The organism is Nocardia terrae, from assembly GCF_009760405.1.
Classification (GTDB): domain Bacteria; phylum Actinomycetota; class Actinomycetes; order Mycobacteriales; family Mycobacteriaceae; genus Nocardia; species Nocardia terrae.
Window position 1 is genome coordinate 825,202 of record NZ_WRPP01000004.1, and the last position, 26,495, is coordinate 851,696.

Annotated in this window: 22 protein-coding genes; 13 read left to right on the forward strand and 9 right to left on the reverse strand. The window is 66.6% G+C overall.

Annotated features, from left to right (window positions below; translation table 11 throughout):
* Nucleotides 1-42 precede the first annotated feature (42 nt).
* A complete protein-coding gene (locus GPX89_RS23845; protein ID WP_157389761.1) occupies nt 43-1,401 on the forward strand; it encodes a phosphatase PAP2 family protein in 1,359 nt (452 codons plus the stop codon).
* 22 nt (nt 1,402-1,423) lie between these two features.
* Here GPX89_RS23845 and GPX89_RS23850 read toward each other — a convergent pair whose 3' ends face one another.
* The 4 genes from GPX89_RS23850 to GPX89_RS23865 all read right to left on the reverse strand — a co-directional run bounded on the left by GPX89_RS23850 (nt 1,424) and on the right by GPX89_RS23865 (nt 6,851).
* Entirely contained in the window at nt 1,424-2,746 is a 1,323-nt protein-coding gene (locus GPX89_RS23850) for a hypothetical protein (protein WP_157389762.1), read from the reverse strand.
* An 86-nt stretch (nt 2,747-2,832) separates the two neighbouring features.
* Nucleotides 2,833-5,103 carry an AAA family ATPase gene (locus GPX89_RS23855; protein WP_328602227.1) on the reverse strand — a complete coding sequence of 757 codons (2,271 nt, stop codon included), beginning with the start codon at nt 5,101-5,103 and terminating at the stop codon, nt 2,833-2,835.
* A gap of 117 nt (nt 5,104-5,220) precedes the next feature.
* Entirely contained in the window at nt 5,221-6,135 is a 915-nt protein-coding gene (gene pssA / locus GPX89_RS23860; protein WP_157389763.1) for a CDP-diacylglycerol--serine O-phosphatidyltransferase, read from the reverse strand.
* Nucleotides 6,135-6,851, reverse strand: coding sequence for a phosphatidylserine decarboxylase (locus GPX89_RS23865; RefSeq protein ID WP_328602248.1), 717 nt, complete (start codon nt 6,849-6,851; stop codon nt 6,135-6,137). The genes pssA and GPX89_RS23865 overlap by 1 nt, the downstream gene beginning before the upstream one ends.
* A 287-nt stretch (nt 6,852-7,138) precedes the next feature.
* Between GPX89_RS23865 and GPX89_RS23870 the strand changes: the two genes are divergently transcribed.
* The gene (locus GPX89_RS23870; RefSeq protein ID WP_157389765.1) at nt 7,139-8,167 is read left to right on the forward strand and encodes a beta-ketoacyl-ACP synthase III; all 1,029 of its coding nucleotides are present in this window, start codon (nt 7,139-7,141) and stop codon (nt 8,165-8,167) included.
* A gap of 63 nt (nt 8,168-8,230) precedes the next feature.
* Here the strand turns inward: GPX89_RS23870 and GPX89_RS23875 are convergent, their stop codons facing one another.
* Nucleotides 8,231-8,929 carry an SIMPL domain-containing protein gene (locus GPX89_RS23875; RefSeq protein WP_157389766.1) on the reverse strand — a complete coding sequence of 233 codons (699 nt, stop codon included), beginning with the start codon at nt 8,927-8,929 and terminating at the stop codon, nt 8,231-8,233.
* Nucleotides 8,930-8,944: 15 nt separating this feature from the next.
* A complete protein-coding gene (locus GPX89_RS23880; protein ID WP_157389767.1) occupies nt 8,945-9,400 on the reverse strand; it encodes an SRPBCC family protein in 456 nt (151 codons plus the stop codon).
* Between the two features lie 582 nt (nt 9,401-9,982).
* On the opposite strand from GPX89_RS23880, the gene GPX89_RS23885 reads away from it, so the two are divergent.
* From GPX89_RS23885 to GPX89_RS23935, 11 genes are all read left to right on the forward strand, one after another.
* Nucleotides 9,983-11,656 carry an FAD-dependent oxidoreductase gene (locus tag GPX89_RS23885; protein WP_328602228.1) on the forward strand — a complete coding sequence of 558 codons (1,674 nt, stop codon included), beginning with the start codon at nt 9,983-9,985 and terminating at the stop codon, nt 11,654-11,656.
* A gap of 10 nt (nt 11,657-11,666) precedes the next feature.
* A complete protein-coding gene (locus tag GPX89_RS23890) occupies nt 11,667-13,142 on the forward strand; it encodes an ATP-binding protein (protein ID WP_157389768.1) in 1,476 nt (491 codons plus the stop codon).
* Nucleotides 13,142-13,495, forward strand: a complete 354-nt coding sequence (locus tag GPX89_RS23895) for a UBP-type zinc finger domain-containing protein (RefSeq protein WP_157389769.1) — start codon at nt 13,142-13,144, stop codon at nt 13,493-13,495. The genes GPX89_RS23890 and GPX89_RS23895 overlap by 1 nt, the downstream gene beginning before the upstream one ends.
* Nucleotides 13,496-13,631: 136 nt before the next feature.
* Nucleotides 13,632-14,063 (forward strand): hypothetical protein, encoded by a 432-nt coding sequence (locus GPX89_RS23900; protein WP_157389770.1) that lies wholly within the window; start codon nt 13,632-13,634, stop codon nt 14,061-14,063.
* A 147-nt stretch (nt 14,064-14,210) separates the two neighbouring features.
* Nucleotides 14,211-15,101 carry an RNA polymerase sigma-70 factor gene (locus GPX89_RS23905; RefSeq protein ID WP_157389771.1) on the forward strand — a complete coding sequence of 297 codons (891 nt, stop codon included), beginning with the start codon at nt 14,211-14,213 and terminating at the stop codon, nt 15,099-15,101.
* Between the two features lie 92 nt (nt 15,102-15,193).
* Nucleotides 15,194-16,276, forward strand: coding sequence for an NAD(P)/FAD-dependent oxidoreductase (locus GPX89_RS23910; protein WP_157389772.1), 1,083 nt, complete (start codon nt 15,194-15,196; stop codon nt 16,274-16,276).
* A 67-nt stretch (nt 16,277-16,343) separates the two neighbouring features.
* Nucleotides 16,344-17,099: a Clp protease N-terminal domain-containing protein gene (locus tag GPX89_RS23915; protein WP_157389773.1), complete on the forward strand. Its 756-nt coding sequence runs from the start codon at nt 16,344-16,346 to the stop codon at nt 17,097-17,099.
* A gap of 107 nt (nt 17,100-17,206) precedes the next feature.
* Entirely contained in the window at nt 17,207-17,509 is a 303-nt protein-coding gene (locus tag GPX89_RS23920; protein ID WP_157389774.1) for a hypothetical protein, read from the forward strand.
* Nucleotides 17,510-17,774: 265 nt separating this feature from the next.
* Entirely contained in the window at nt 17,775-19,397 is a 1,623-nt protein-coding gene (gene groL / locus GPX89_RS23925; RefSeq protein WP_157389775.1) for a chaperonin GroEL, read from the forward strand.
* A 196-nt stretch (nt 19,398-19,593) separates the two neighbouring features.
* A complete protein-coding gene (locus GPX89_RS23930; protein ID WP_157389776.1) occupies nt 19,594-21,342 on the forward strand; it encodes a DUF262 domain-containing protein in 1,749 nt (582 codons plus the stop codon).
* Nucleotides 21,329-22,567, forward strand: a complete 1,239-nt coding sequence (locus GPX89_RS23935; protein ID WP_157389777.1) for a type II toxin-antitoxin system HipA family toxin — start codon at nt 21,329-21,331, stop codon at nt 22,565-22,567. The genes GPX89_RS23930 and GPX89_RS23935 overlap by 14 nt, the downstream gene beginning before the upstream one ends.
* Nucleotides 22,568-22,971: 404 nt before the next feature.
* Here the strand turns inward: GPX89_RS23935 and GPX89_RS23940 are convergent, their stop codons facing one another.
* From GPX89_RS23940 to GPX89_RS23950, 3 genes are all read right to left on the reverse strand, one after another.
* Nucleotides 22,972-23,826 (reverse strand): SDR family NAD(P)-dependent oxidoreductase, encoded by an 855-nt coding sequence (locus GPX89_RS23940; protein ID WP_235947783.1) that lies wholly within the window; start codon nt 23,824-23,826, stop codon nt 22,972-22,974.
* 60 nt (nt 23,827-23,886) lie between these two features.
* Entirely contained in the window at nt 23,887-25,719 is a 1,833-nt protein-coding gene (locus tag GPX89_RS23945; RefSeq protein WP_157389779.1) for an ArnT family glycosyltransferase, read from the reverse strand.
* 166 nt (nt 25,720-25,885) lie between these two features.
* Nucleotides 25,886-26,029 carry a hypothetical protein gene (locus GPX89_RS23950; RefSeq protein WP_157389780.1) on the reverse strand — a complete coding sequence of 48 codons (144 nt, stop codon included), beginning with the start codon at nt 26,027-26,029 and terminating at the stop codon, nt 25,886-25,888.
* Nucleotides 26,030-26,495 lie beyond the last annotated feature (466 nt).

Genomic DNA, 26,495 nt, shown 5'->3' on the forward strand with positions numbered 1-26,495 from the left:
TGGCCATGGGGGTCGCGTTCATGCGGCGTTTACTATGGCTGGATGTTGCTCGACGACCCGCGCACCCGAAACGGCGACGCAGCACGCCGCCAGGGGGCGTGGATCTCGTCGCCGCGGATACGGCTGACGGCCGCGCTGGCCGCGGGGGCCGTACTGCTGATCGCGCTCCAGATCGTCGCCTCCCGGCATCACTTCGTCGGTCCCCTCGAGAGCATCTGGGACGACTTCGCGGGCAATGCCAAATCCTTCACCGTGCCGTGGGCCGGGCTCGGGCTCGCGCTCATCGGGCTGCCCTGGCGGCGGCGCGGCCTCGCGGTCGGCGCGGCGCTCGGCATCGACCTTGTGTACCAAGCGATTCGGTCGCTCAACGGCGGACCGCTCGCCATGGGCAACGGGCCGGTCCTCGTGCTCATCGCCATCGTGGTGCTCGCGCTGTGGAAGTGGCAGGGCGCCGAACGGGCCAACGCGCTGCACGCGGGCGCGCTCGGGCTGCTGCTGGTGCTGTCCAGCAAGGTCGCCGACGTGTGGCTGGGCATCACCGTGCTGGCCGGGCCGCGGGTGCTCGACGAGCACATCATCCTGGTCGACCACGCGCTGGGCGACCCGTCCTGGATGATGGGGCAGCTCGTCGACTGGCTCGGGCCGATCGCTTCCTCGGTGCTGCACTGGGTCTACATCGAGCTGCCGCTCGGCGCGATGATCGTGACCATCTGGCAGCTGCGCAATGTGGTGAAGACCGGCGAATGGCCCCGGCACTACCTGGTCCGCACCTTCCTGGTGCTGGGTCTGATCGGGCCCATCTTCTACGTCGTTTTCCCCGTCGTCGGGCCGATTTTCGCGTACGGCGCGGACGGGCACGCCTTCTCGCTCGGCCAGTTCTGGCCGAATGCGGTACCGCCGGTTGATCTTTCGCCCGGATCGATCGCCTTCGACCACTACACCCCGCGCAACTGCATGCCCTCGCTGCACACCGCCTGGGCGCTGTCGATCTTCATCCACTCCCGGCGCGACCCCTTCACCGGCGCGCCCGCACCCACCTGGCTGCGCTGGGGCGGCGCCTTCTGGCTGATCGCCACCCTGTCGGCGACCCTCGGCTTCGGCTACCACTACGGCGCGGACCTGGTCGCGGGCGCGGTGCTGTGCCTGACCATCGAATCCGCTCTGCGCGCACCCGAACGCGGCTGGGACCGCGCCCGGATCCAGCTCGTGTCGGCCGGGGCGGCGCTGTTCGCCGGACTGCTGCTCGCCTACCGGTACCTGTCGGTCGGCTTCGCCGAGCATCCGGTGCCGGCCGGCGTGATCGTGCTCGGCCTGTTCGCCGGGTTCGTGACGGCCTTCTACCGCACCTGGTTCGCGAACGCTCCGGCTCCGGTCCCCACCCTCGAAACCGCGCGCGCCTGAACGTCTCCCGAGCAGACGGGACTCAGTCGTCCGCGCTCGTTCCGGTCGCGGTATCGGGTGTAGCGGGCAGCGGCCGGGCACGGCGCAGTACCAACAGCCCGGCCAGACAACCCGCGGCCACCAAAACCGCCGTCCACCCCGGGGTCTCGGTGCTGCCCGACGTCACCGTGCACACCGCCGCGTGCCCGGGGGATTGCAGCGCGTATTCGCCCCGGGCCACATAGTCGCGCATGCCCAGCACCGCGGACGGCACGAAGATCACCATGGTGCCCAGCACCCGGCTCGGCACGTAGCGCGGCCGCGCCGAGGTGAGCCCGAAACCGATGAGCCAGGACACGATCGCCGCGCCGCCGACGATCAGCCACGCCATATCGGTGTCGGAGGTCAGGGCCGTGGAGACGCCGAGCACGATCGCCGCCGCCAGGCACGCCCGCGGCGCACCGACCCTGGTGCCCGTCCACATCCCGAACGCGGTCACCGCCACCAGCAGCGGAATCGACCACGCGGGCAGTTCGGCCGCTACCGTGGCCGCCCCGACCGCGCTGAGCCCCACCGCCAGCAGCACGATCTCGCCGTCGCGGCCCGGCAGCAGCATGGCCGCGATCATCGCGGTGCCGACCGCCGTCACCACGGCGAGCCCGATGCCCGCCTGATTGCCGCCGTGCCGGGCCAGCCATTCCGCGCTGGCCAGCGTGATCAGCACCAGCACCACGCCCGCCAGAATCGGCGCCAGTGGCAGTTCGATCGACAGTCGTTGCGTGGCCGGGCGATTCCGGTAGGTCAGGAAGCCGAACGCGACCAGGACCACGGCCAGCACGAGCATCCACCGCGGCGGCATATCGGTCGCGTGCCAGTGCAGGATCGACGACTCGTCGATGCCGCCGCCGATCCGCGGCACCGGATTCACCGAACCCAGCAGCAGGCTGATCAGAATGCCCAGCGTCCACCCGAACGCGGGCAGCCGATGATGCAGCACCGCCGCGCCCAGCGCCCCCAGCACCAGCCCGCCCGCCAGCGAATCGATGAAATTCATGGTGGACAGCGAGGAATGCGGGTCCGCGGCGTGCCCGAAGGAGTGATTGGCCAGCAGCACCAGCAGCCCGCCCAGCGTCGTCCCCCACGAGACCTTGGTACTGCCCAGGGTGGTGAGCAGCACCGCCGCGATCATGGCGACCAGCACACCCGCCGACACCGCCCGCGGCAGGCTGTAGGCCAGCAGATCCAGTTGCAGCGCGGAAGTCTGTGAGGTCCAGCCGAAGTCGATCGGCAATGCCAACGCCAACCCGGCAACCGTCGCGGTAACCAGCGCCGTGATCGTCTCGGCGGCGACCTGATACGACCTCACCTGCGCAAAGTTACCGGCGATAGCCGGACCGGTCGGTTCGACTCGCCTACTTTGCGAAGATTAGGCAAACGTACTGAATGGTCTTGTTAGACGTAGCCGGAGGGATCTCCCGGCGGGCCGGGCTTGTCACGCTTGGCCGCGAACCGCCGAAGCTGCTCCACCTGAACCGGATCCAGCGAGGGCCGCACCGCATTGCGGGCGATCGCGACATCCTCGGCGGTGACCTGCCCGGCATCCACATCGCGCCGCATCGCCGCCAGCGCCGCTTCCCGCAACAGGGCCGCACAGTCGGCGGCAGAAAAACCGTCGAGGTCGTCGGCCAGCCTGCGCAGGTTCACGTTCTTCGCCAAGGGCACTCCCTTGGCGGCCGCCTTCAGGACCTCGGCGCGACCCTCGGCATCCGGTGGCGGCACGAAGACCAACTTGTCCAATCGCCCGGGCCGGGTCAGCGCCGAATCGATCAGATCCGGCCGGTTGGTCGCGGCGACCACGACCACGTCGCGCAGCGGCTCGACGCCGTCCAGCTCGGTGAGCAGGGCGGCGACCACGCGGTCGGTCACGCCGGAATCCTGCGATTGCCCGCGCTGCGGTGCAAGCGCGTCCACCTCATCGAGGAAGATCAGCGAGGGCGCGGAATCCCGTGCCCGCTGGAACAACTCGCGCACGGCGCGTTCCGAGGCGCCGACCCACTTGTCCAAGAGTTCGGCACCCTTCACGGCGTGGACGCTCAGGTGCCCGGATCCGGCCAGCGCGCGCACCAGGAACGTCTTGCCGCAACCGGGCGGCCCGTACAGCAGCACCCCGCGCGGCGGCCTGATACCCAGGCGCTGGAACGAATCCGGATGCTTCAGTGGCCACAGCACCGCTTCGGTCAGTGCCTCCTTGGTGTCTTCCATATCGCCGACATCGTCGAGACTCAGATTGCCGATGAGCAATTCCTCGGACGAGGATCGGGACAGCGGGCGAATCACCTCCAAAGCGCCGGTCAGATCCTCCTGCAGCAGTACGGGATCCACCGTGCGGTTGGTCCCTTGCCGCTCTCGCACAGCTCGTGCCGCCGCACGCAGCGCGGCCTCCCGCACCAGGGCCGCCAGGTCCGACACTACGAATCCCGGTGTCCGTAAGCCGATCTCATCCAGCTTCAGCCCGTCGGTCGGCGCCCGGCGCAGCAACTGCTCCAGGAGCGCGGTGCGCACACCCGCCGTCGGCAGCGGCAGTGACACCTCCCGGTCGAAAAGCTCGGGACTGCGCAGCCGGGCGTCGATGCCGACCGGATTCGACGTAGTGGCCAGCACGGCGACATTCGTCAACGCGACGGCCCGACGTAACTGGTCCAGGATCATGGCGGCCACCGGCTCGGCCTCGGACGGCAGCAGCGCGTCGATATCGGTGATCAGCAGAATGACCTTCTCGCCGGAGACGATGTCGCCGATCGTGTTCGACACCGCGCACAATCGATCCCCGGCCGCAGTCGCTCCGATCGAGGGACCGTCCATTTCCACCAACAGTCGATCACCCGACACCGCGCGGGCCAGCGTCGCCTTGCCGACACCGGCAGGCCCGGTGATCAACACTCCCAAACGCGAGCTGGCGCCGAGGGCGTTCAACAACTTCGGCTCGTCCAACGCCAGACTCAGCCATTCCGTCAGCTTGGCGGCCTGGGCCTGGACTCCGGCCAGGTCCGCCACCGCCACCGCGGACGACGGGGCGGTGGTGACCGGCTGCTGCGGCGCGACACCGAGGGGCGCGGAAAGCGGCGCGTCGTCGAGCAGATCGTGAGGCGTATCCGTCGCGTCGATCGGCGCGCCCCGCGTCACCGCCGTACTCGGCCGGATGGTGACCGGTCCCGGATGCGGATCCGTGGCGACGACTCGCAAGACCTCCGCGGTCCAGGCGATACCCAAGCCCTTCAGGGCCTTTCGGGCCACGGACGGATTGTCGCTGGGCAGCAGATCACGCGGCAGCAGGGTGACGGTGTCGCCCACGGTCACGATCTTGCCGAGCAGGGCCTGTCGCAGCGTCTTTTCCGGAATTGTCGCCATGGCCAGGTCCGAACCGGTCACCGCCACCCGGCGCGCGTCGGACTCCGTCGCGCGCGCGATGGTCACGCCACCGCCGTCGCTCACGTTCGCGTTGGACAGGATCACCTCGTCGAGCAGCGCGACGGTGGGCGCGAATTTGTGCGTCGGCTTGAACGATCCGACGATGGCGGTCGTGCGCCGGCCGCCGATCAGCGTGACGCCGTCGCCGGGCCGCAACCCGAGCGCCATCAGGGCTTCCGGGTGCAGTCGCACCAATCCCCAGCGGGCGTCGCCACCCGACGAGTTCAGACGAGCTGTCAGCTTCTGTTCCGGCACGCGTCAATTCTGCCCGCGCGAACCACGACTGGGCCCCGCCGCTCGCGAATTGCGGCCCAGCCGTGCTCGCGAATTGCGGCCCAGCCGCGCTCACGAATAACGGCCCAGCCGTTGGGTTCAGCGGCTGTTGCGCTCGGGCACCCGCTCACGCGGACCCGGGCGGCGCAACCGCAGCCGGGCCGTCGACACTCGCGGCACCCGGCCGGCCAGCGGGCGCTGGCGGCGCTGGGAGCGGCGCTGCGCACGCCGCTCGGCGGGCTTGTGGTTCCAGGTCTCCGGCCGGGCGGCCACCCAGCGGGCGGAATGCACGGCGAAGGGGATGTGTCCCAGGTACAGCGCGACCAGCGCCATCATCAGGATGAGCGGGTAGGTGACCAGCAGCGCCGCGGCCAGACCGACCAGCACCAGCAGGATCGGCGCGGTGCGCGGGGCCACCGACACCGACTTCATGGCCAGGGTCGGCAGCGTGCTCACGCACAGCAGGCCGGTGAGCACGGTCCACACCGCCACCGCCGGGAAGCTCACCCACCAACCGTCGTGGAATTGCTCCGACAGCGCGATGGGCAGCAGCACGATCAGCGCGCCGGCGGGCGCGGGCACGCCGGTGAAGTACTCACGCTGCCAATCCGGCCGGTTGTCGTCGTCCATGAGCGTGTTGAAGCGGGCCAGCCGCAACACCATGCAGACCGCGAACATGAGCGCCAGGATCCAGCCGATGCTGTCCTGGTGCAGGAAGGTCACGTACAGCACCAGTGCGGGCGCGACACCGAAGGCGATGGCGTCGGAGAGCGAATCCAGCTCCGCACCCATCTTGGTGGTGGCGTCCAGCATGCGGGCGATGCGGCCGTCCAGCATGTCGAAGACCGCGGCCGCGCCGACCAGTGCGAGCGCGATGCCGAGCTGGTTCTCCATGGCGAACTTGATCGATGACAGCCCCGAGCACAGCCCGAGGATGGTGATCATGCTCGGCAGCAGCCGGACGGTGCGATTGCGGCGACGCTGCTGAGTGGGCGCGGGCGCGAGTTGCTCCATCACGAATCCAGTTCGGCCAGCACCGTTTCCGCGCCGATGGTCCGCTGCCCCGGCGTGACCAGCAGCTCGGTACCGGCCGGGAAGTAGGTGTCCACGCGCGAACCGAAGCGGATCAGGCCGTAGGTGTCACCGATATTGATCTTGTCGCCCGCCTTGGCCTCGCACACGATGCGGCGCGCCAGCAGACCGGCGATCTGCACCACCACCACGCGCTGACCCGACGCGGTCTCGATGACCATGCTGTTGCGCTCGTTGCGGTCGCTGGCCTCCGGCAGATCCGCCGAGAGGAACTGGCCCTTCTGATAGGCGATCTGCTCGACCAGGCCGCTCACCGGCACCCGCTGCACGTGCACGTCCAGCACCGACAGGAAGATGCTCACCCGCGGCAGCGGCGCGTCGCCCAGGCCCAGTTCGGCCGGCGGCACCGCGGTGTCGACCAGGGCGACCTCCCCGTCTGCGGGGGCCACGACCGCGCCCGCCCGGTTCGGCGGCACCCGGTGCGGGTGGCGGAAGAAGGTGGCGCAGGCCGCGGCCGCCAGCAAACCCGTGCGGCGCAGCCACTTTCGCCGGTAACCCAGGGCGGCCACCGCCAGCGGCGCGGCCACGAACGGCAGACCCGCCGGATGCAGCGGCGGAATGGAGGATCGGACCAGGTCGGCGACGTGACCGAGGCCGGTCTGTTCCGGAGTGCCGGGCGGGGTGGGTCGGCGGGCCACAAGCTCCTCTTTCATGCGCGGATAGGTGCGGTCAGGGACCGCGATCACAGCGTACGGGAAGCGCGTTCGACGCTCGCGTTCTGCGTTCCTGAACGCCCGCTGACCCGCGTGTGAAATGTCGGTGAGCCACCTGGCAATACCGCGCGATTGTGAGCATACGCACACACATTCGGCGCTATCGCGCTTAAGCTGAGGGTGCCTCATGTCTGCGGTGTCATCTGGTTCCGCGCGGGGGTGGGGAACCCGATGAAGGTCACGTTCGACACGCAGTACATAGGAGAGAACCAATGGCTGCTCGAATTGCCTCGATCAGCGGGGTAGAGCACACGGCGATGCTGGGGCTCGGGGTGTATCGCCCGCAGCGCGTCGTCACCAACGATGAGGTCGCCGGACCCATCGCCTCCAGCGACGAATGGATCCGGACCCGTTCCGGCATCCGCACCCGTCGCTTCGCCTCCCCCGAGGAGACGATCATCAGCATGAGCGCCGCGGCCGCCCGCGACGCCATCGACGCCGCGGAGATCGATCCGAGTCTGATCGACTGCGTCATCGTCGCCACCTCCACCTGGCTGCTGCTCACACCCGCCGCGGCGCCGCAGATCGCCACCGAACTCGGCCTGGACAATGTGGCCGCCTTCGACGTCTCGGCCGGCTGCGCGGGCTTCTGTCACGCGGTGGCCATGGCCTCGGACCTGGTCAAGGGCGGCACCGCCCGCAACGTCCTGGTCATCGGCGTGGAACGGCTGACCGACACGATCAACCCGACCGACCGCGGCACCGCCTTCCTCTTCGCCGACGGCGCGGGCGCGGTGGTGATCGGCGCATCCGACGAACCCGGCATCGGTCCCACCGTGTGGGGCTCCGACGGCACCCAGCACCACGCCATCCGCCAGGACAAGGACTGGATGGAGTTCTTCGCCGAGATCGACGAGAAGGGCACGGACGCCGTCCGCCCCTACCTCGCCATGGAGGGCACGGCCGTCTTCCGCTGGGCCGCACACTCTTTGGAGAAGGTCTGCCGCGACGCCATCGAACGCGCGGGCCTCACCCCGGAAGACCTCGACGCCATGGTTCCGCACCAGGCCAACGGCCGCATCATCGAGATCATGGCGCGGGTGCTCAAACTCCCCGAGAGCTGCGCCCTCGCCAATGACATCGAGGAGACCGGCAACACCTCGGCCGCCTCGATCCCCCTGGCCATGGAGGCCATGATGCGCGTGGGCGACGCCAAACCCGGCGGCACCGCCCTGCTCATCGCCTTCGGCGCGGGCCTGTCCTACGCGGCCCAGGTCGTCGCCCTGCCGAACTGGAAGTAAGGGAAGACTTCCGATCAGCTCGCCCTCCGCGCGCCGCCTCCGGGCGGCGCGCGGGATCAAGAGTTATCCCAAATCCCAGGCGACGGTCACGGTGAAGGTGACCGTCTGCTGGCCTGGTTCGAGGTTGATATTCGGCGCGGCACTCGGCGCGACATCCTTGTACATCGGGGTAGGCGTTGTGCCGCTGCCGTTCTCGCTGATGGTCTTGACCTTCTTCAGCTTCAGACCCGACAGGTCCGCGTACTGCTGGGCGCGGGACTTGGCGTCGTCGAAGGCGCGGGCGCGGGCATCGGAGAGCAGCTTGGTGTTGTCCTCCAGCCCGAATGCCACCGAGCTGATGCGGGTGTCATTGCCCCCGGCCTGCACCGCCGCCGACAGGATGCCCGACGCCTTCGGCAGATCCCGCACCGCCACATGCATGGAGTTCGTGGCCCGGTACCCGGTGATGTTGTGTCCGTCCGGCCCGTAGGTGGGCTGGACGGACAGATCACTCGTCTTGATGTCCTCGCGCTTCGCGCCCGCGGTGACCATGGCGTCGGTGATCGACTTGGCCTTGGCATTGGCTTGGTCCACGGCGGCCGAGACGTCGCCCGCGCTCACCTCGGTGCCGAGGTCGGCGTTGAGCACATCCGGTGTGCCCTGGACCTTTCCGGTTCCGCTCACGGTCACGGTCCGGTCGCCGGAGGAATCCGAGCTGCCGCATCCGGTGAGCAGCAGCGCGACCCCGGCGCTCGCGGCGCAGATCGCTGTAAGTCGTCGCATAGGCCGAACCTACGCTCAGCGCTCCACGGTTTGCTTGATCTTGCCGAGGGTTTCGTGCATGCCGTCCACGAGCGCGCCCTCGAACGGCTGCTCACCGCCGAAGACCTTGTCGATGGTGAACTGCAGCCAGCCGGGCAGCTTGCCGTTGGGGACGTCGCGGCGCTGGATCAGCTTGGTGCCGCCTTCGGTGGGCTCCAGAGTGTAGCTCCAGACCGTCCGGTTCTCGGTCATGCGGAAGGCGATCGCCTTGTTCGGCTCGTACCGCACGACCTTGGAGGTGGTCGGGTAGACGTAGCCCGACGCCTTGTTGAGATTCACCGTCCAGGTACCGGTGTGCACCGACCGGCCGAGCGGTTGCATACGCAGGGTCTGCGGACTGAATTCGGGAATGCGCTTCAGATCGGAGACGACGCTCCAAACCTGCTCGGGCGCGGCCGCGATATCGATGCTTGCTTCGAGAGTGTTCGGCAACGCTGCCTCCGGGAACGTAACGATCGGTACCGGTAATCCTAGTTCGGAGTGGCTTGCATCACCGATTCCGCGTGGCGTGGATCACCACACCCCACCAGCACGTATAGCTCCGACCACGGGTTCATTCCCGCTGGTGAAAATCAACTAGATCACATTCCGGGGGTGTCGATGTCCGAAATGTAATGCGCGGCGCACAATGTGGGATAGACGAAGCAACAGACACTGCCACCAGCTTCCGATTGGGAAACGTGAGGTGATCGGCCGTGAACCTGCGCTCGCTCCTGCATCGTAAGACCGAGATGGTCCCGCTCCTCCCCGCCGAGGACTCCGGAGCCGATGTGGGGTCTTCCACGACGCCGAAGCATTCCGGACGCAAGAAGGCCAACGGGGCCCTCGAAGAACGATTAGAGCGATTGCTCACGCCGACTGAGCTGGATCTCGTTCAGCATCATCGGATTTGACGCGGGTGTCCCGGGTGCCGAGCACAGGTCCACGCGGGTTGCGCCCGTCGCGACGGAGTTTGACGCAAGAACGGCGCGATCCGACCGCTGCCCACTTGCCTCGCCATTCCATACTCGATAGGTGACTTCACCAGCTGCCGTGAAACCGGCCATTCTCAGCGTCGACGACGATCCTGGCGTCTCGCGCGCGGTCGTACGGGACCTGCGCCGCCGGTACGGGGCGGATTACCGAATCCTGCGGGCGGAGTCCGGCGCCGACGCACTCGAAGCGCTTCGTGAGATGAAACTGCGCGGCCAGCCGGTCGCGGTCCTGATCGCCGACTACCGGATGCCCGGTATGAACGGTGTCGAATTCCTCGAGCAGGCCATGGACCTGCACCCGTACGCGCGCCGCGTGCTGCTGACCGCCTACGCGGACACCAATGCCGCCATCGAGGCCATCAATGTGGTCGATCTGGACCACTACCTGCTCAAGCCGTGGGATCCGCCGGAGGAGAAGCTCTATCCGGTCATCGACGCCCTGCTCGAGGCTTGGCGCGGGGACGACCACAAGCCGGTCACCGAGACCAAGGTGGTGGGCCACCGCTGGTCGGCGCGCTGCTCGGAGGTGCGGGAGTTCCTGGCCCGCAACCAGTTGCCGTATCGCTGGTACCAGTTCGACGAGCCCGAGGGCGCCCGCCTGCTGGCCGCCGCCAATGCCACCGAGGACCAGTGCCCGGTCATCATCAATCCCGGCGGCGACGTGCTGATCATGCCGACCGACGCCCAGCTGGCCGAGGGCGTGGGCCTGAACACCGCGGCCGCCAGCGACTTCTACGACCTGATCGTGGTCGGCGGCGGCCCGGCCGGTTTGGGCGCGGCGGTTTACGGCGCGTCGGAGGGCCTGCGCACGGTGCTGGTGGAACGCACCGCCACCGGCGGGCAGGCCGGGCAGAGTTCCCGCATCGAGAACTACCTGGGCTTCCCGGACGGGCTCTCGGGCGCGCAGCTGGCCGACCGGGCGCGGCGGCAGGCCGTGAAGTTCGGGGCCGAGCTGATCACCGCGCGCGAGGTGGTGGCGCTCGAGGCGTGTGGTTCCGCGCGGGTGGTGAAGTTCGCCGACGGCGGCAGCGTGGCCGCGCATTCGGTGCTCATCGCGACCGGCGTCAACTACCGGCACCACCCGGCTCCGGGCGTGGACGAGTACACCGGGCGCGGCGTCTACTACGGCTCGGCCATGACCGAGGCCAGCGACTGCGCCGAGAAGGACGTCTACATCGTGGGCGGCGCGAATTCGGCGGGTCAGGCGGCGGTGTTCCTGTCCCGGCGGGCCAATGCCGTGCACATCCTGGTGCGCGGGGAGTCGCTGGAAGCGTCCATGTCGCACTACCTGATCCAGCAGATCGAGCAGATCCCCAATATCAAGGTGCACACCCGCACCGAGGTGGTGTCCGCCGACGGCGACGACCATCTGGAGCGGATCGTGCTGCGCGATAACGCGACCGGCGTGGAAGAAAAGGTGGATGCGGAGCGTTTGTTCCTGTTCATCGGCGCCGCGCCGGAAACCGACTGGCTGGATGGTGTCGTCAAGCGTGACGACAACGGCTACGTGCTGGCCGGACCGGACCTCATGGTGGACGGCGAACGGCCCGCGGGCTGGGAACTGCCGCGGCCGCCACAGCATTTGGAGACCAGCGTGCCCGGCGTGTTCGTGGCCGGCGACGTGCGGTCGGAATCCGCGAAGCGGGTGGCCTCGGCGGTCGGCGAGGGCGCGATGGCCGTCATGCTGGTGCACCGCTGGCTCGCGAAACAGTAGGAGTGGCTGAATGGGCAACACCCGATTGATCTGCGACCCGAACGAACTGCGTGGGCTGTTCCTGTTCGAGAAGCTGAATGACGACCAGCTGGCCTGGCTGTGCAAGGACGGCCGGGTCGAGATGTTCGAACCCGGACTGGTTTTCCGCGAGGGCGATCCGGCCACCTGCTTCTACGTCCTGATGGACGGCGAGGTGGTGCTGACCAAGATGTCGGGCGGCGAGGAGATCGAGCTCGTGCGCACCGAGCACGTCGGCTCCTACTCGGGCGCGTGGACCGCCTACATGGGCGACAAGGTCGAGCAGACCTACACGGCCTCGTTCTATGTGACGCGGCCGTCCAAGTTCTTCGTGCTCGACGCCGGGACCTTCGCCAAGATGATGCAGGAATGGTTCCCGATGGCCCTGCACCTGCTGGAGGGCGTCTTCTTCGGCAACCGCAATGCCAATGAGCGCATCGGCCAGCGCGAACGACTGCTGGCGCTGGGTTCGCTGTCGGCGGGCCTGACCCACGAGTTGAACAACCCGGCCGCGGCCGCCGTGCGCGCCACCTCCTCGCTGCGCGAGCGGGTGGCCGGGATGCGGCACAAGCTGAAGATGATGGCGCACGGCAAGTTCGACTCCCAGACGCTCGAGGCGCTGGTGCAGCTGCAGGAGGAGGCGGCCGCGCAGGTCGCCAAGGCCCCCAAGCTCACCTCCATGGAGGCCGCCGACCGCGAGGACGAGCTGGGCGACTGGCTGGAGAACCACGACATCGGCAACGGCTGGGATCTGGCCCCGAACTTCGTGCAGGCCGGTTTCGACATCGACTGGCTGGAGAAGGTGCACGGCACCCTGTCCGGTTGCGGCCCCGACGTTTTCGAGGGCGCCATCCGCTGGCTCAACTACACCGTCGAGACCGAACTGCTGATGAACGAGATCGGCGACTCCACCACCCGTATCTCCTCGCTGGTGAACGCGGCCAAGCAGTACTCGCAGATGGACCGGGCCCCGTTCCAGGTGGTGGACATCCACGAGCTGCTGGACTCCACGCTGGTCATGCTGGCCCGCAAGATCGGCGACGACATCACGGTGGTCAAGGAATACGATCCGGCGCTGCCGCCGGTGCCCTGCTACGCCGCCGAGATGAACCAGGTGTGGACCAACCTGATCGACAACGCGGTCGCGGCCATGGAAGGGCGCGGCACGCTGACGGTCCGCACCTACCGTGAGGGTCCTTGCGCCGCAGTGGAAATCGGCGACACCGGGCCGGGCGTCCCGGACGAGATCCGCACCCGCATCTTCGAACCGTTCTTCACCACCAAACCGGTCGGCGAGGGCACGGGCCTCGGTCTGGACATCTCGTTCCGGATCGTGGTGAACAAGCATCACGGCGATATTCGCGTCGAATCCGAGCCCGGCGACACGCGATTCATCGTCCGGCTGCCGCTGGAAGCGGCCGCTCCCGCCGAAAACGGTGTGGCGCAATCCACTACGGAAGGCAACTGATGACCGAACAGATCGAAGGCATCGATCCGACGGTGGCGCCCAGCGGGTCCGGCTGCGTCGAATGCGATGCCGCCGGCGGCTGGTGGGTGCACCTGCGCCGGTGCGCGCAGTGTGGACATGTCGGCTGTTGCGACATGTCGCCGAACCAGCACGGCACCAAGCATTTCGAGAGCACCGGGCACCCGTTCATCCAGAGCTTCGAGCCGGGTGAGGAGTGGTACTACAACTTCACCAGCAAGGAGATGTACGAGGGCGGGCCGGAACTCGCGCCGCCGCACGCGCATCCGGCCGATCAGCCGGTGCCGGGTCCGCGCGGCCGGGTCCCCGCGGACTGGCAGCAACACCTGAACTGACGCGGAATCCGTGGGGGCTTCGCCCCGAATCTCCTGTTCCGAGCTTTCACTTCCGGGAGTTGCCGACGCCGGGTACGCTGCCCAGCGCCGGGCCGCTCCGGTGTCAGGCACTCTCGGGAAGTTCGGAAAGCAGGGTATGAAGCGTCTTTCGATCGTCGCCCTCGCGGCAGGTGCGATGGCGTTGAGTCTCGCCGCGTGTAGTTCGGACAAAACTGCTGATACCAACGGCCTGAAGCAGGCGGGGACCACCACGGCCGCCCGCACCACCAACCCGGTCGCCTCCACCGCCGCCGCGCCGGTCGTGCAACCGCCCGCCGACGCCCCGACCAGTGCGACGGCCGCCAAGAAGACCAGCGCGCCCGCGGGGGCCCAGACCACTTGCTCCGATTTCCGCGACCTCACCGAGGATGCCGAGAAGCAGGTGATCGATCAGGTGCTGGCCGCCAATCCCGGCTCGTTCCTGGCCGGCAGCCCGAATGTGGCGCTCGGCACCGCCAAGCTCGCCTGCCTGGCCACGACGTATGCGAATACGCCGGTCGCGGTGGCAATCCGCGTGGCTCCCAAGTAGTTTCGTTTTCGATCTCCATTAGGGAACCATTGGCGTCTCCTCAGCGGAGGGGCTCACGGTGGCAGCGTGTGGATAGTCACCGCCGTGACCGGGGCCCGCAGGCGTATCGTCCTCAAACGATTGCGTACGACGAGGACTGGGGTACGGATGGACGCCTACGGACTGGCCGAATTCGAGCGACACCGCCCGCGTCTGTTCGCGCTCGCCTATCGCATGCTCGGGTCCGCGGCCGAAGCCGAGGACGCGGTCCAGGAGACCTACCTGCGCTGGGACGCCACCGATCGCGCCGGAATCCGTTCCGCCGAAGCCTGGTTGACCACCATTCTGGTGAATCTCTGCCGCAGCTGGCTGGATTCGGCCCGCGCCCGTCGCGAGAAGTATGTCGGCCCCTGGCTGCCCGAACCCGTCCCGACCGGGCGCGGTGAACTGGGTCCGCTGGAATCGGCCGAACAGCGGGAACTGGTGTCGATGGCCTTCCTGACCCTGGCCGAACGGCTCAGCCCCACCGAGCGCGCCGTCTTCGTGCTGCGCGAGGCGTTCGGCTACGCCCACCGCGAGATCGCCGACATGCTCGAGCTCACCGAGGCCAATTCGCAGCAGGTGTACCGCCGCGCCGCGCACCGCGTGCAGGAGGAGCGCACGCGCTTCGAGCCCGCCCCGGGGCACGCCCGCGAACTGGTCGAAAAGTTCCTCAACGCAGCGCAATCCGGTGACCTCGCGGCACTCGAGTCCATGTTCACCGCCGATATCGTCGCGATCGCGGACGGCGGCACGAAGGTCAACGCGGCCAAGCGGCCCATCGTGGGCGCGGCGGCCGTCGCCCGCTACCTGGTGGGTCTGTTCGCCAAGATCCCGAATTTCCCGGGAGTCGCCTTCTCGGTCGAAGAGGTCAATGCGGTGCCGGCGTTCGTGGTGCGGCAGGGCGAGACCGTGCTGGGCACCGTGTCTCCCGCCTTCGACGGGGAGTCGATCGCTTCGCTCCGGCTCGTGGTGAACCCGGACAAGCTGGCCTATTTCGAGCAGCAGGTTCGCGTGTGACACAGGACACGTCCCGGATCTGTCAGGGATCGCGGGGCTGCCCGGTCTAGAGGGTGTCGGCCACCGAGCGGGGCCAGAAAAGGAGCACTCTCATGAGCGAGCAGCATCGAATCGTGGTTCTGGGCGCGGGCTACGCGGGACTGGCCGCGGCGCAGCAGGCCCGCAAGGCCAAGGGTGTGCGGGTCACCGTCATCGACCTGCACACCGAATTTGTCGACCGGGTGCGGCTGCACCAGGTCGCCGCCGGGCAGGACGTGGCCCGCTGGGAACTGCGGAAAGAACTGGCGGCCAAGGGAATCGAGTTCGTCAACGGCCGCGCCGAACGCATCGACACCGCCGCCCGGCGGGTCGAACTGGCCAGCGGCGAGGCCGTCGAATACGACTCGCTGATCTACGCCCTCGGCAGCCGCGCGAACCTCTCGATGGTCCCCGGCGCCGCCGAATTCGCCCACACGATCGCGACTTCCGAAGACGTGCGCAGGATTCCGGCGCTCACCGGCCGGGTGGCCGTGGTGGGCGGCGGCGCGACCGGTCTCGAAGCCGCCACGGAACTGGCCGAAAGCCGCCCCGACCTCGAGGTCGTGCTGGTCAACTCGGACGAGCCGGGCAGCTGGCTGATCCCCAAGGCCGTCGCGCACATTCGTACCGTACTGGACCGCCTCGGCGTGCAGGTGCGCGTCGCCAAGGTGGCGGCGGTGACCGCGCCCGGACTCGAGCTGGTCGACGGTGACCGTATCGACGCCGACACCGTGCTCTGGACAACGGGTTTCACGGTGCCGGACGTGGCGGCCCGTTCGGGTCTGCCGGTGGACGCGCGCGATCGCGTCCTGGTCGACGACACCCTGGCGGTGCGTGGCGTGCCGGACGTGTACGCGGTCGGTGACGCGGCCGTCATGCTCGGGTACAACGACCGCGAGGCGCGAATGTCCTGCCAGGCCGCCCAGCCCGCGGGCAAGTACATCGGCGGTGCCGTGGCCGCGCGCGTGCACGGCAAGCAGCCCGCCCCCTACAAGGTCCGCTTCCTGCTGACCTGCATGAGCCTGGGTCGCCGCGATGGACTGGTCCAGTTCATGAAGGCCGATGATTCCAATGGCAGCACGGTGCTGACCGGCCGCACGGCGGCCTTCATCAAGGAGCAGATCGTGAGCGCCGTGGGGCGGGCCGCGAAGCCTTGATCCGTCCGATCCGACAATCGTCAACTAATGGTTGACCGCAGCGATGCGGTCAACCTAGAGTTGACGCATGACAAACCCCATCCGCCTCGACGACCTGATCGACGGCATCAAGAAGGCCCGCCCCGGCGACGTGCTCGAACAGCTCTCCGACGCCGTGGTGCTCGGCAACCACATCGGTGAGGTGGCCGACCACCTGATCGGCCACTTCGTCGACCAGGCCCGCCGCTCCGGAGCGTCCTGGACCGATATCGGCCAGAGCATGGGCGTCACCAAACAGGCCGCGCAGAAGCGTTTCGTGCCCAAGACCCCGGTCGACGCCGGCCAGGCGGGCGTCCTCGATCCCAGCGCCGGTTTCGCCCGCTTCACCCCGCGTGCCCGGCACGTCGTGATGGCGGCGCAGGAGGAAGCGCGCGCCGTCGGAAATCTCGAAACCCGGCCCGAACACCTGATCCTCGGGCTGCTCGCCGAGCCGAAGTCCCTCGCGGTGAAGGTCATCGAGGCCAAGGGCATCTCCGCCGACGCCCTCCGGCGCGTGGCCACCGCGGCACTCCCGGCCGCCACGGGCGATCCGGTTCCCGCGCTCATCCCGTTCGACGCTCAGGCCCGCAAGGCGCTCGAACTGACCTTCCGCGAGGCATTGCGCCTGGGCCACAACTACATCGGCACCGAGCACATGCTGCTGGCCCTGCTGGACCTCGAGAACGGCACCGGCGTGCTGTCCGGCCTGGGTCTCGAGAAGGAACCGGTCTCGGCGGAGATCGCGGCCCTGCTGGGTTCGCTGCCGATCCCCGGCCTGACCGCCCCGGCCGCGGACGCGCAGTAGTCGGCGTGTCGCTGCACCATGCTGTCGACCTGGTGTTGTAAGGCTTGCGACCGCTCCCGTGCCACCGGGTCCCATGGTGTGCATGATGCGCCAGATACGATTGTGGAATGGCGGGCGACGAGGGTTCCGACCTAGTTGCGGGGGAAAAGCGCGCCGATCTGCTGCGCGCGCTCAGTTATGTCTCCACCGAGGACACCCCGGACGGCGGTTACATCGTGAACGGAGACCTCCCACCCGAGGTCGCACCCCCGTTCATCCGGGCCATCATGCGCATCGAAGCCGAACTCCTCCTGCAGGATGCCGAACTCGTCACCATCGAGCACGGCGAACCCCGCACCCCGGAGGAGCGCCGCACCGACGCCCTGATCGCCCTGCTGCTCCGCGTGGACGACCGCAGTCACTTCTCGTAGTCCTCGGAGACATCGGCCGCCGAGACGACTCGTGCGGCCATCCTTGGTTTTCGCTGCTTCGGGGGTCCGGGGCGGAGCCTCGTTTTCCGTTTTCGGGCAACGCCCCAACCTTGCACTCACCCGGGGCGAGTGCTAGAAAGGGGTTTGGCACTCCGTACCCGTGAGTGCTAGGTCGGAACGGTGAGGCCGGTACCTCCGGTCGTCCGTCGCGGGCACCGAAGCTGACCAGATCATGCCCATCCCTGATCTGGAGGATCTCAACGCAATGGCCAAGACAATTGCGTACGACGAAGAGGCTCGCCGCGGACTCGAGCGTGGCCTGAACAGCCTCGCCGACGCTGTCAAGGTGACCCTCGGCCCCAAGGGCCGCAACGTGGTGCTGGAGAAGAAGTGGGGCGCCCCCACCATCACCAACGATGGTGTCTCCATCGCCAAGGAAATCGAGCTCGAGGACCCGTACGAGAAGATCGGCGCGGAGCTCGTCAAGGAAGTTGCGAAGAAGACCGACGACGTCGCGGGTGACGGCACCACCACCGCCACCGTGCTGGCCCAGGCGCTGGTCCGCGAGGGCCTGCGCAACGTGGCCGCCGGCGCCAACCCGCTGGGCCTGAAGCGCGGCATCGAGAAGGCCGTCGAGGCCGTCACCGCCTCGCTGCTCTCGACCGCCAAGGAGGTCGAGACCAAGGAGCAGATCGCCGCCACCGCCGGTATCTCGGCCGGCGACTCGTCCATCGGTGAGCTCATCGCCGAGGCCATGGACAAGGTCGGCAAGGAAGGCGTCATCACCGTCGAGGAGAGCAACACCTTCGGCCTCCAGTTGGAGCTGACCGAGGGTATGCGCTTCGACAAGGGCTACATCTCCGGTTACTTCGTGACCGACCCGGAGCGTCAGGAAGCCACCCTCGAGGATCCGTACATCCTGCTGGTCGGCTCCAAGGTCTCCACCGTCAAGGACCTGCTGCCGCTGCTGGAGAAGGTCATCCAGGCCGGCAAGCCGCTGCTGATCATCGCCGAGGACGTCGAGGGCGAAGCGCTTTCGACCCTGGTCGTGAACAAGATCCGCGGCACCTTCAAGTCCGTCGCCGTCAAGGCCCCGGGCTTCGGCGACCGCCGCAAGGCCATGCTGGCCGACATCGCCATCCTGACCGGTGGCGAGGTCATCAGCGAAGAGGTCGGCCTCTCGCTGGAGACCGCCGGCATCGAGCTGCTGGGCCAGGCCCGCAAGGTCGTCATCACCAAGGACGAGACCACCATCGTCGAGGGCGCGGGCGACCAGGAGGCCATCAAGGGCCGCGTGGCGCAGATCCGCACCGAGATCGAGAACTCGGACTCGGACTACGACCGTGAGAAGCTGCAGGAGCGCCTGGCCAAGCTGGCCGGCGGTGTTGCGGTGATCAAGGCCGGCGCCGCGACCGAGGTCGAGCTCAAGGAGCGCAAGCACCGCATCGAGGACGCCGTCCGCAACGCCAAGGCCGCGGTTGAAGAGGGCATCGTCGCCGGTGGTGGCGTGGCCCTGCTGCAGTCGGCTCCGGCGCTGGACGCGCTGACCCTGACCGGTGACGAGGCCACCGGCGCGAACATCGTTCGCGTCGCGCTGTCCGCGCCGCTGAAGCAGATCGCCTTCAACGCGGGCCTGGAGCCCGGCGTCGTCGCCGAGAAGGTCTCGAACCTGCCGGCGGGCCACGGCCTGAACGCCGACTCGGGCGAGTACGTCGACCTGCTGGCCGCCGGCGTTGCCGACCCGGTCAAGGTCACCCGCTCGGCCCTGCAGAACGCCGCCTCCATCGCGGCGCTCTTCCTCACCACCGAGGCCGTCGTCGCCGACAAGCCGGAGAAGGCCGCCCCCGCGGGCGACCCGACCGGTGGCATGGGCGGCATGGACTTCTAGTCCGCGCCACCGGCAACGGAATCGAGTCAACCGGGCCCGGTCACCGCGAGGTGACCGGGCCCGGTTTCGTTGTAGGATTGGGCGTTGGATCTAGTGATCTACGGTTTCTACACCCGCAGCTCAGCTGTGCATTACACGTGACAGGCTCTCCGTGCCCTGAAATGATGGTCTGAAACGACTTGCGGAGGGTGGATCAATGAGTGCGGGACTGGGTACCCGACCGAACGCGACCACATACGACATCGAGCGCCTGGTCGGTATGGTGTGGGAGGGGCGGATTCGTGTTCCCCACTTTCAACGTGAATTACGCTGGGGGCGTAAAGACGTCATCTATTTGTTCGACAGTATTGTCAAAGGCTATCCGATTGGCAGCTTACTGTTGTGGGTACGGCCGGCGCCGGCCGAGCGCCTTCACCTGGGCGCGTTAGACATTGATGCGCCGAGCTACGACCAATCTCTATGGGTAGTGGACGGTCAGCAGCGTGTTATGAGCTTGGCCAATGCGCTAAGCGAGGACGGAGCCCAGGATCCAAGGTTCGCGCTTTCCTACGATCTTCGTGAAGAGGATTTTGTAGCGAGCCCCACCGTCGCCGAGCCGCACATAGTGCCATTGCCGACGCTGTTCGACCTGCGGAAGCTGTTGACCTGGTTCGCCAAATATCCAAATCTTGGTGAACTACAAGACCGCGCGTTCAATCTGACAACGGTGCTTCGGCAGTATCCGGTACCGGCTTATCAGGTCGAGCAGGGGGAAACAGAAGTTCTTCAGGTCATTTTCGACAGGATGAACAACTACGGCAAGCGGCTGAGCAGGGCTGAGATCTTCTCGGCACTTAACGCGGGCCCCGAGGGCGTCCGAAGTTTGACATTGAGCGATCTTGCCGATCATATAAGCAATGACCTGGCTTTCGGTCAGATCGACGATGATACTGTACTGTACGCGGTTCTTGCTCGTCGGGGCGCCGATGTTCAGCGAGATATTCATCTCGAATTTGGTGACGATCGGCGGCGTGGGCAAAGTGAATTCCCGGGTGAGGACCGTGACGGTGCTTACCGTGCAGGGGAGGAGGCGTTGATCCGTGCAGTGCGCTTCCTGCAGACTGATGCTTGTGTGCCGCACTTCACGCTCCTGCCCTATCGATATCTATTGGTCGTTCTTGCTAGGTTCTTTGCACATTTCCCGGACCCTGATCCGGCAAACCGTCGTTTGCTTCGGCGCTGGTTTTGGCGTGCTGCGCTGGTAGGGCCTGCAGTCTTCCGCGGCAGCACTACCGGCGCAGTGCGTACGTTGTGTGGGAAAATCCGTGCTGGCGACATTACTGGGTCCGTGCAAGACTTGCTTGCCGCCGTGGATCCACCTGCGGCGGTATTGCCAGATTTGCGTCGATTCAGGACAAATGAAGCCTATACAAAGATCGCACTATGTTCGTGGTGGGAGCTTTCTCCGCGGGATCCCACAACGGGCGCGGTGACCGAAATAGAGGATCTTGGCGAGCAGCTTGCCGATCGCACTACGTGTGCCGATGCGGTTCGATATATTGTTCCGAGCCGGCGAGTGGAGGCGGGGCAGCGATTGTGGGCGGCTAACCGAGTTTTAATGCCGGTTATGCAGCATGAGGCAGGCAGAGATGTCATTGATATTTTCGTGAACCCACCTATCGCCCTGGTTGGCGTGCTTAACAATGACGAAGGCGATCAGCAATGGCAGTCAGTACTGGCATCGCATCTAATGTCGTCGGATATGGTCGGATTGCTTCGGTCTGGGCGCGATTCAGAATTCTTGAATAGGCGACAGGAAGCTGTAATTGCGCATCTCGACTCTTTTCTTCGACGCAAGGCCGAATGGGGATTCGAAGACACTCCTCCAATGTCCGAGTTGCTGATCGAAGACCTGTCGGATGAGGAGAGGCCCCTGACGGATGAGGAGTCATATGGCCCTGCCTGAGCGATCATATGCGGTTCTCATGGGTATTGAGCGGGTCGGGACACTGCTACAGCGGGGCGATTTCACTCGGTTTGTCTTCTCCGAGGAATATCTTCGTAATCCGGTACGTCCCGTTCTTGGGTTGACCTTCGAGCAGAGTCTGACTGCACGTCAGTCAGCTAGCTTGCGGCTGCCGCCATGGTTTTCGAACCTTTTGCCCGAAGGAGTCCTACGGGATTGGATCGCAACGGCGCGCGGCGTGTCAGCCGCTCGCGAGATGGAACTGCTTGCTCAGGTTGGACACGATCTTCCGGGTGCAGTCCGCGTGATGCCGTGTCCCGAGGACGAGACGTGGGAGGAGTCCGAGTCATGGGATTTGCCTTCGCGTGAATCGGGCTCGGATCCTGACTATCCGGAATTGCGGTTCTCTCTTGCGGGTGTCGCAATGAAATTCTCCATGCTTGCGCAGGGTGACCGACTAACCTTGCCTGCTTATGGCCAAGGAGGTGATTGGATCGTCAAGCTGCCCGACCGGTCGCATTCCAACGTCCCGCTGAACGAGTATACGATGATGCGTCTAGCCGATGCCGTGGGTATTGATGTGCCAGAGGTGCGCCTATACCAACGAGACGAGCTTGAAACTCTGCCGCCGCATGTGTGGCCGAATACCGAGACGGTGGCGTACGCCGTGAAACGATTCGATCGAACTCAGGACAGGTCGTCGATTCATATCGAGGATCTTGCGCAGGTCAGAGATGTGTATCCAAGTGAGAAGTATGCGGGAAACTATGAGACGGTGGCCTCACTGATTTATCGGCGCCGTGATGTAATGGGATTGCGTGAATTCGCTCGCCGCCTGGCGTTCAATATCTTAGTATCTAATGGCGACGCTCATCTGAAGAATTGGTCTTTGATCTACCGGAATCCGGGCTTGCCTACGCTCGCCCCTGCCTATGACTTGGTCTCAACCCGCCCTTACATGGGCGAAGGAGAGACACTGGCGATGAAACTCGCTGGTTCGCGGCGGTTCGATCGGGTCACGGCCTACACCTTCGAGCGTTTGGAGCGACGGTTGAGTGCCTCGGATGCGGCACTTGGCGCTGTTGTAAGCGAACTTGTCGAGAAAGTCCATACGGCGTGGCCGCAGTTTGCGGATGAGTTGGCAATCGCACCGCATATTCGACGGTCGGTCGCCGAGAGCATCGAGGTCCACGGTCGAACCATCTTGTCATCGCGCAGAGATTGATCCAGCGTCAAGAATTTCCCAACGCCCGCTCGTCATTTCAGGATGTCTGCAGGCGTCTGATACCCCTCGCATTGACGAGCCAAATGTCGTGCAGGGCGAACTCACCGTTGGTATGGAGGCTCTGAGTTCCTGCTTTCGCCAGAAGCCTCGTCGAACCTTGCGGTGTCTACAGTAGGCCCTCGGTTACGGCGAGACGGTGGCCGTAACGATTGCGCTGCATGTGAGGCCACCTTCATGGTGGTAGCCGGTATTCGGACCTCGGCTGTTGAGCGGACTTATGGAAGCACGGCCGCCGAGACAACGCAGCTGTCCTGGCCGGAGACTGCTTAGCTCTGGGCCGCCGAGATCCGTCTGGCTCGGCCGGAGGATACGTGCCCCGCAGACTTCCCGTTGGCTGACCTTGTTCACATTCCTCTGGTGAAGCGGGCGTTGCGGATGGAGTCGGCGCGCTCGGGGAGGGTGGCGTCGACGAAGGCGGCGACGCGGCCCATGACGGGGGCCAGACGACGCGGGCGGTCGATGATGGCGTCGCAGATGATTCGGCCGCCTTCCTCGGGGGTGAGGGCGTTGGCGGTGGCCTGCTGGTAGACGGGGTTGGCGGTGATCATGTCGGTGCGGACCAGGGGGAGATAGATCGAGGTGAATCTGAGGTTCTCGGTGTGGGTTTCGGCTTGGAGATTGGTGGCCAGCGAGTCGAGCGCGGCCTTGGACGCCACGTAGGCGGCGTAGCCGGGGCCGCCGTAGAGGTTGGCCAGGGACAGGATGTTGATGATCTGGCCGTCGCCGCTCGCGCGCATGGCGGGGGCGAAAGCCAGGATGAGGCGGACCGCGGCGAAGTAGTTGAGGCGCATGGTGCGCTCGAAGTCGTGGAAGCGGTCGTAGGACTCGTCGAGGCGGCGGCGGATGGAGCGGCCCGCGTTGTTGACCAGAATGTCGACGCGGCCGTGGTCGGCCAGCGCCTTGGCGGTCATGGCGTCGAGGGCGTCGAAATCGTTGAGGTCGCAGGGGTATCCGAAGGCGCGACCGCCGCGGGCCTCGATCTCGGCTACGGCGCTGTCGAGTTCGTCGGCGCGGCGGGCGACCAGCAGGACCGTCGCCCCGGCCGCCCCGAGTGCGATGGCGGCGGACCGGCCGATTCCCGAGGAGGCTCCGGTGATCAACACGGTGCGCCCGGCGACGGCCTCGGCGAGGGTGCGGTGCCGGCGCAGCCGGGACAGGCTCACCTGGGTGTCCAGGCCGTGTCTGATTTTGTAAAGCAAACCGCTTAAATCCTGCATGGTCAGGGATGCTAAGTGCCGCAGGGTGATTCGGGGCGGTGTTCAGCGACGTGCGCAGTTATAAGCCTGAATCGCGTTGCCGTCACCCCTGCCCGGGAGCACACGGCAGTGCTGCCGGATCCAGATCAGCCGATCGTCCTGAGCGGGGGTGATCAGGGCCAGCCCGACCTCGCCGGACTCGATCATGCGGGCGACCTCGTTGGTGCTTGGGGCGGGTGACTCCCCGGTGAAGCCGCCGATGGTGGGGACCTGCGTTCCGCTGACCAGGATGAACGGCGAACCCAATGCGGTGGTGAAGGTCAGCAGCGGATAGCGCGGACGGACCGGCTGTTTCGCCAATTGACCGTAGAGTTCGCGGGCGCTGGTGATCGCGGAAGCCATGTATCCCTGCGTGACCTGACGGGCCCGCGTCGATTCGTACGGGGTGTCGAGCGGGCCGTACCCGTCGACGACCACCGACGCCGCGGCCGCGGTCGGCGCGGCGAGCGCCGCGACCAGTAGCAGAGCGGTCGCGAGCGATTCGCGAACACGAAGCGCGGCCCCGATGAGCACCACCGCCGCGACCACGATGCCGGTTCGCACCCAGCTCGGCGCGGCGGCCGACAGCCACCAGCCGTAGGCGACGGTCGCGGCCACGGCGCCGATGCCCAGCAACCGGACCCGCCGGTCGGTGGATTCGCGGAAAGCGTTGGCCCCCATGCCGATCAGGGCCGCGACCGCCGGTGTCAGGACGGCCAGGTAGTACGGGTTCACGGTGCCGATGGCGAGGAACACCGCGAGGTGGATCATCAGCCACCCGCCCCACAGCAGCAAAGCGGCGGTATCCCGGTCGGTGCGCGGCCGCCGCCGAGCGGCCCAGGCCAGGGCGGTCAGGCAAACCAGTGCGAGCGGAATCAGCCACCCGGCCTCCCGTCCGCCGCCACCGCCGAAAAGATGGTCGAAGCGATTGTCCGGGCCCAGTACCAGCTCCGCGCGGAACCCGGTCTGGTTGCCGCCGGAGGTGAAGTTCGCGGCCCCGACACCGAATCCGTCATTGGTGCGACTGGCCGCGTTGTAGACGAAGACCTGCTCGAACAGCGAGTTGTGGTGACTGCCGTCGACGTAGGGCCGGTGCGCGGCGGGCAGCAGGCCGACCAGCGTCATCCAGCTCACCGACACCGCCAGCGCGAGCGCACCGAACCAGGCGAGCCCCGTGATCCGTTGCCGCAGTCCGGTTTTCGGCGCGGCGATGAGAACGGCCGCCATGATGGCCGGGGCGACGAGCCACGCCTGCACCATCTTGGCCTGAAAAGCGAGGCCGATGCACAGCCCGCAGTACAGCAGATTCCGCGTCCGCCCCGAGACGATCGCGGCCGCGGCCTGGTCCGCGGCCAGCACCAGGAACAGGATCAGCAGCGTGTCGGAGATATTGCCGCGGTTCAGCGCGACCGTCGCGGGTGCCAGCGCCGCGACGACGGCGGCGATGAGGGCCGTGTAGGTGCCGGACAGCCGCCGCACCGCGCGATAAAGAACGAGAACGGTCAGTACGCCCTCGATGACCTGCGGCAGCAGATACGCCCACAGGTGCGGCCCGAAGATCCGCACGGACAGCGCCTGCACCCAGATGGCGCCGGGCAGCTTGTCGATGCTGATCGTCGCGGCCGGATCGAAGGCCGCGAAGAAGAAGTTGTGCCAGCTCATGCTCATCGACCGCGCCGCGGCCGAGTAGTACAGATGCGGCGTCTGCGCCCCGATGCCCCAGGCGTAGAGGACGGCCGCCACGGCCGCGACGGCGATCAGTGCGGGCCGGGCCCAGCGCGGTTGGTCTTCCGATCCCCGCAGCCATCGTGACCAGTCGGTTCCGGACCGTACGGGTAGTGCGAGTGCCCCTGTCACAAGCCCAATCTCGGCCTGCGCCGGGAACAAGTCAAAGCAATTCCACCCGTAGGGGGATCTGGCCCAGTGGAAATCGGCCCGGAGGTGTACATGCCCGCCGCTGGGTGGATACCCGTGGGCCGACCCATCTCCGCCGTTCGGCCGCGCGCCGGATGCTGATCGCCGGTCACGGGCCCGGGTGCCGGGCGGAGAGCGCGACGGCGATGTCGATGGGCCGGATGCCCAACTGCTCGGCGATGCCGGCGATGAGGCTGTGTGTCCGGTCGTCGCCGGCGGTGGCCGGGTCGTAGAGCAGCTCGACCAATTCCATCGCGGCGATCGCTTGTTCTCTGGTGAGCAATCGACCCGGTAACCAAGAGACGCGCCAGTCGGTTTCTTTATGTCCGGGCAGTCTCTCCGCGAACTCGTCGACGACGGAGCTCGTAATCGACCAATCGCAGACGTACACATGAGCCAATTTAGTCCGCTGACCAGCCGATTTGACTCTGTTCGTAGCAACACGTAACTTATTCCAGGTCAGAGCGACACGGACACCGACCCGGAGCCCCAAGGGCCTGGGAAACGAGGCTGTACGAGGAGCGCCTGATGATCACACTAGCTTCACCTGACCAGCGGATTTGGTTCTGCTGAGACGGCTGGGCTAAGCTGTAAAAGTTGCCTCACGATCGAGCGGGACTAAGAGCCCGGGAGATCGTTTGTGCGTGTGTTCTTTGAGAACTCAATAGTGTGTCGATGAATGTCAGTGCCAAATATTTTATTTGGTTCCAATCATTCTC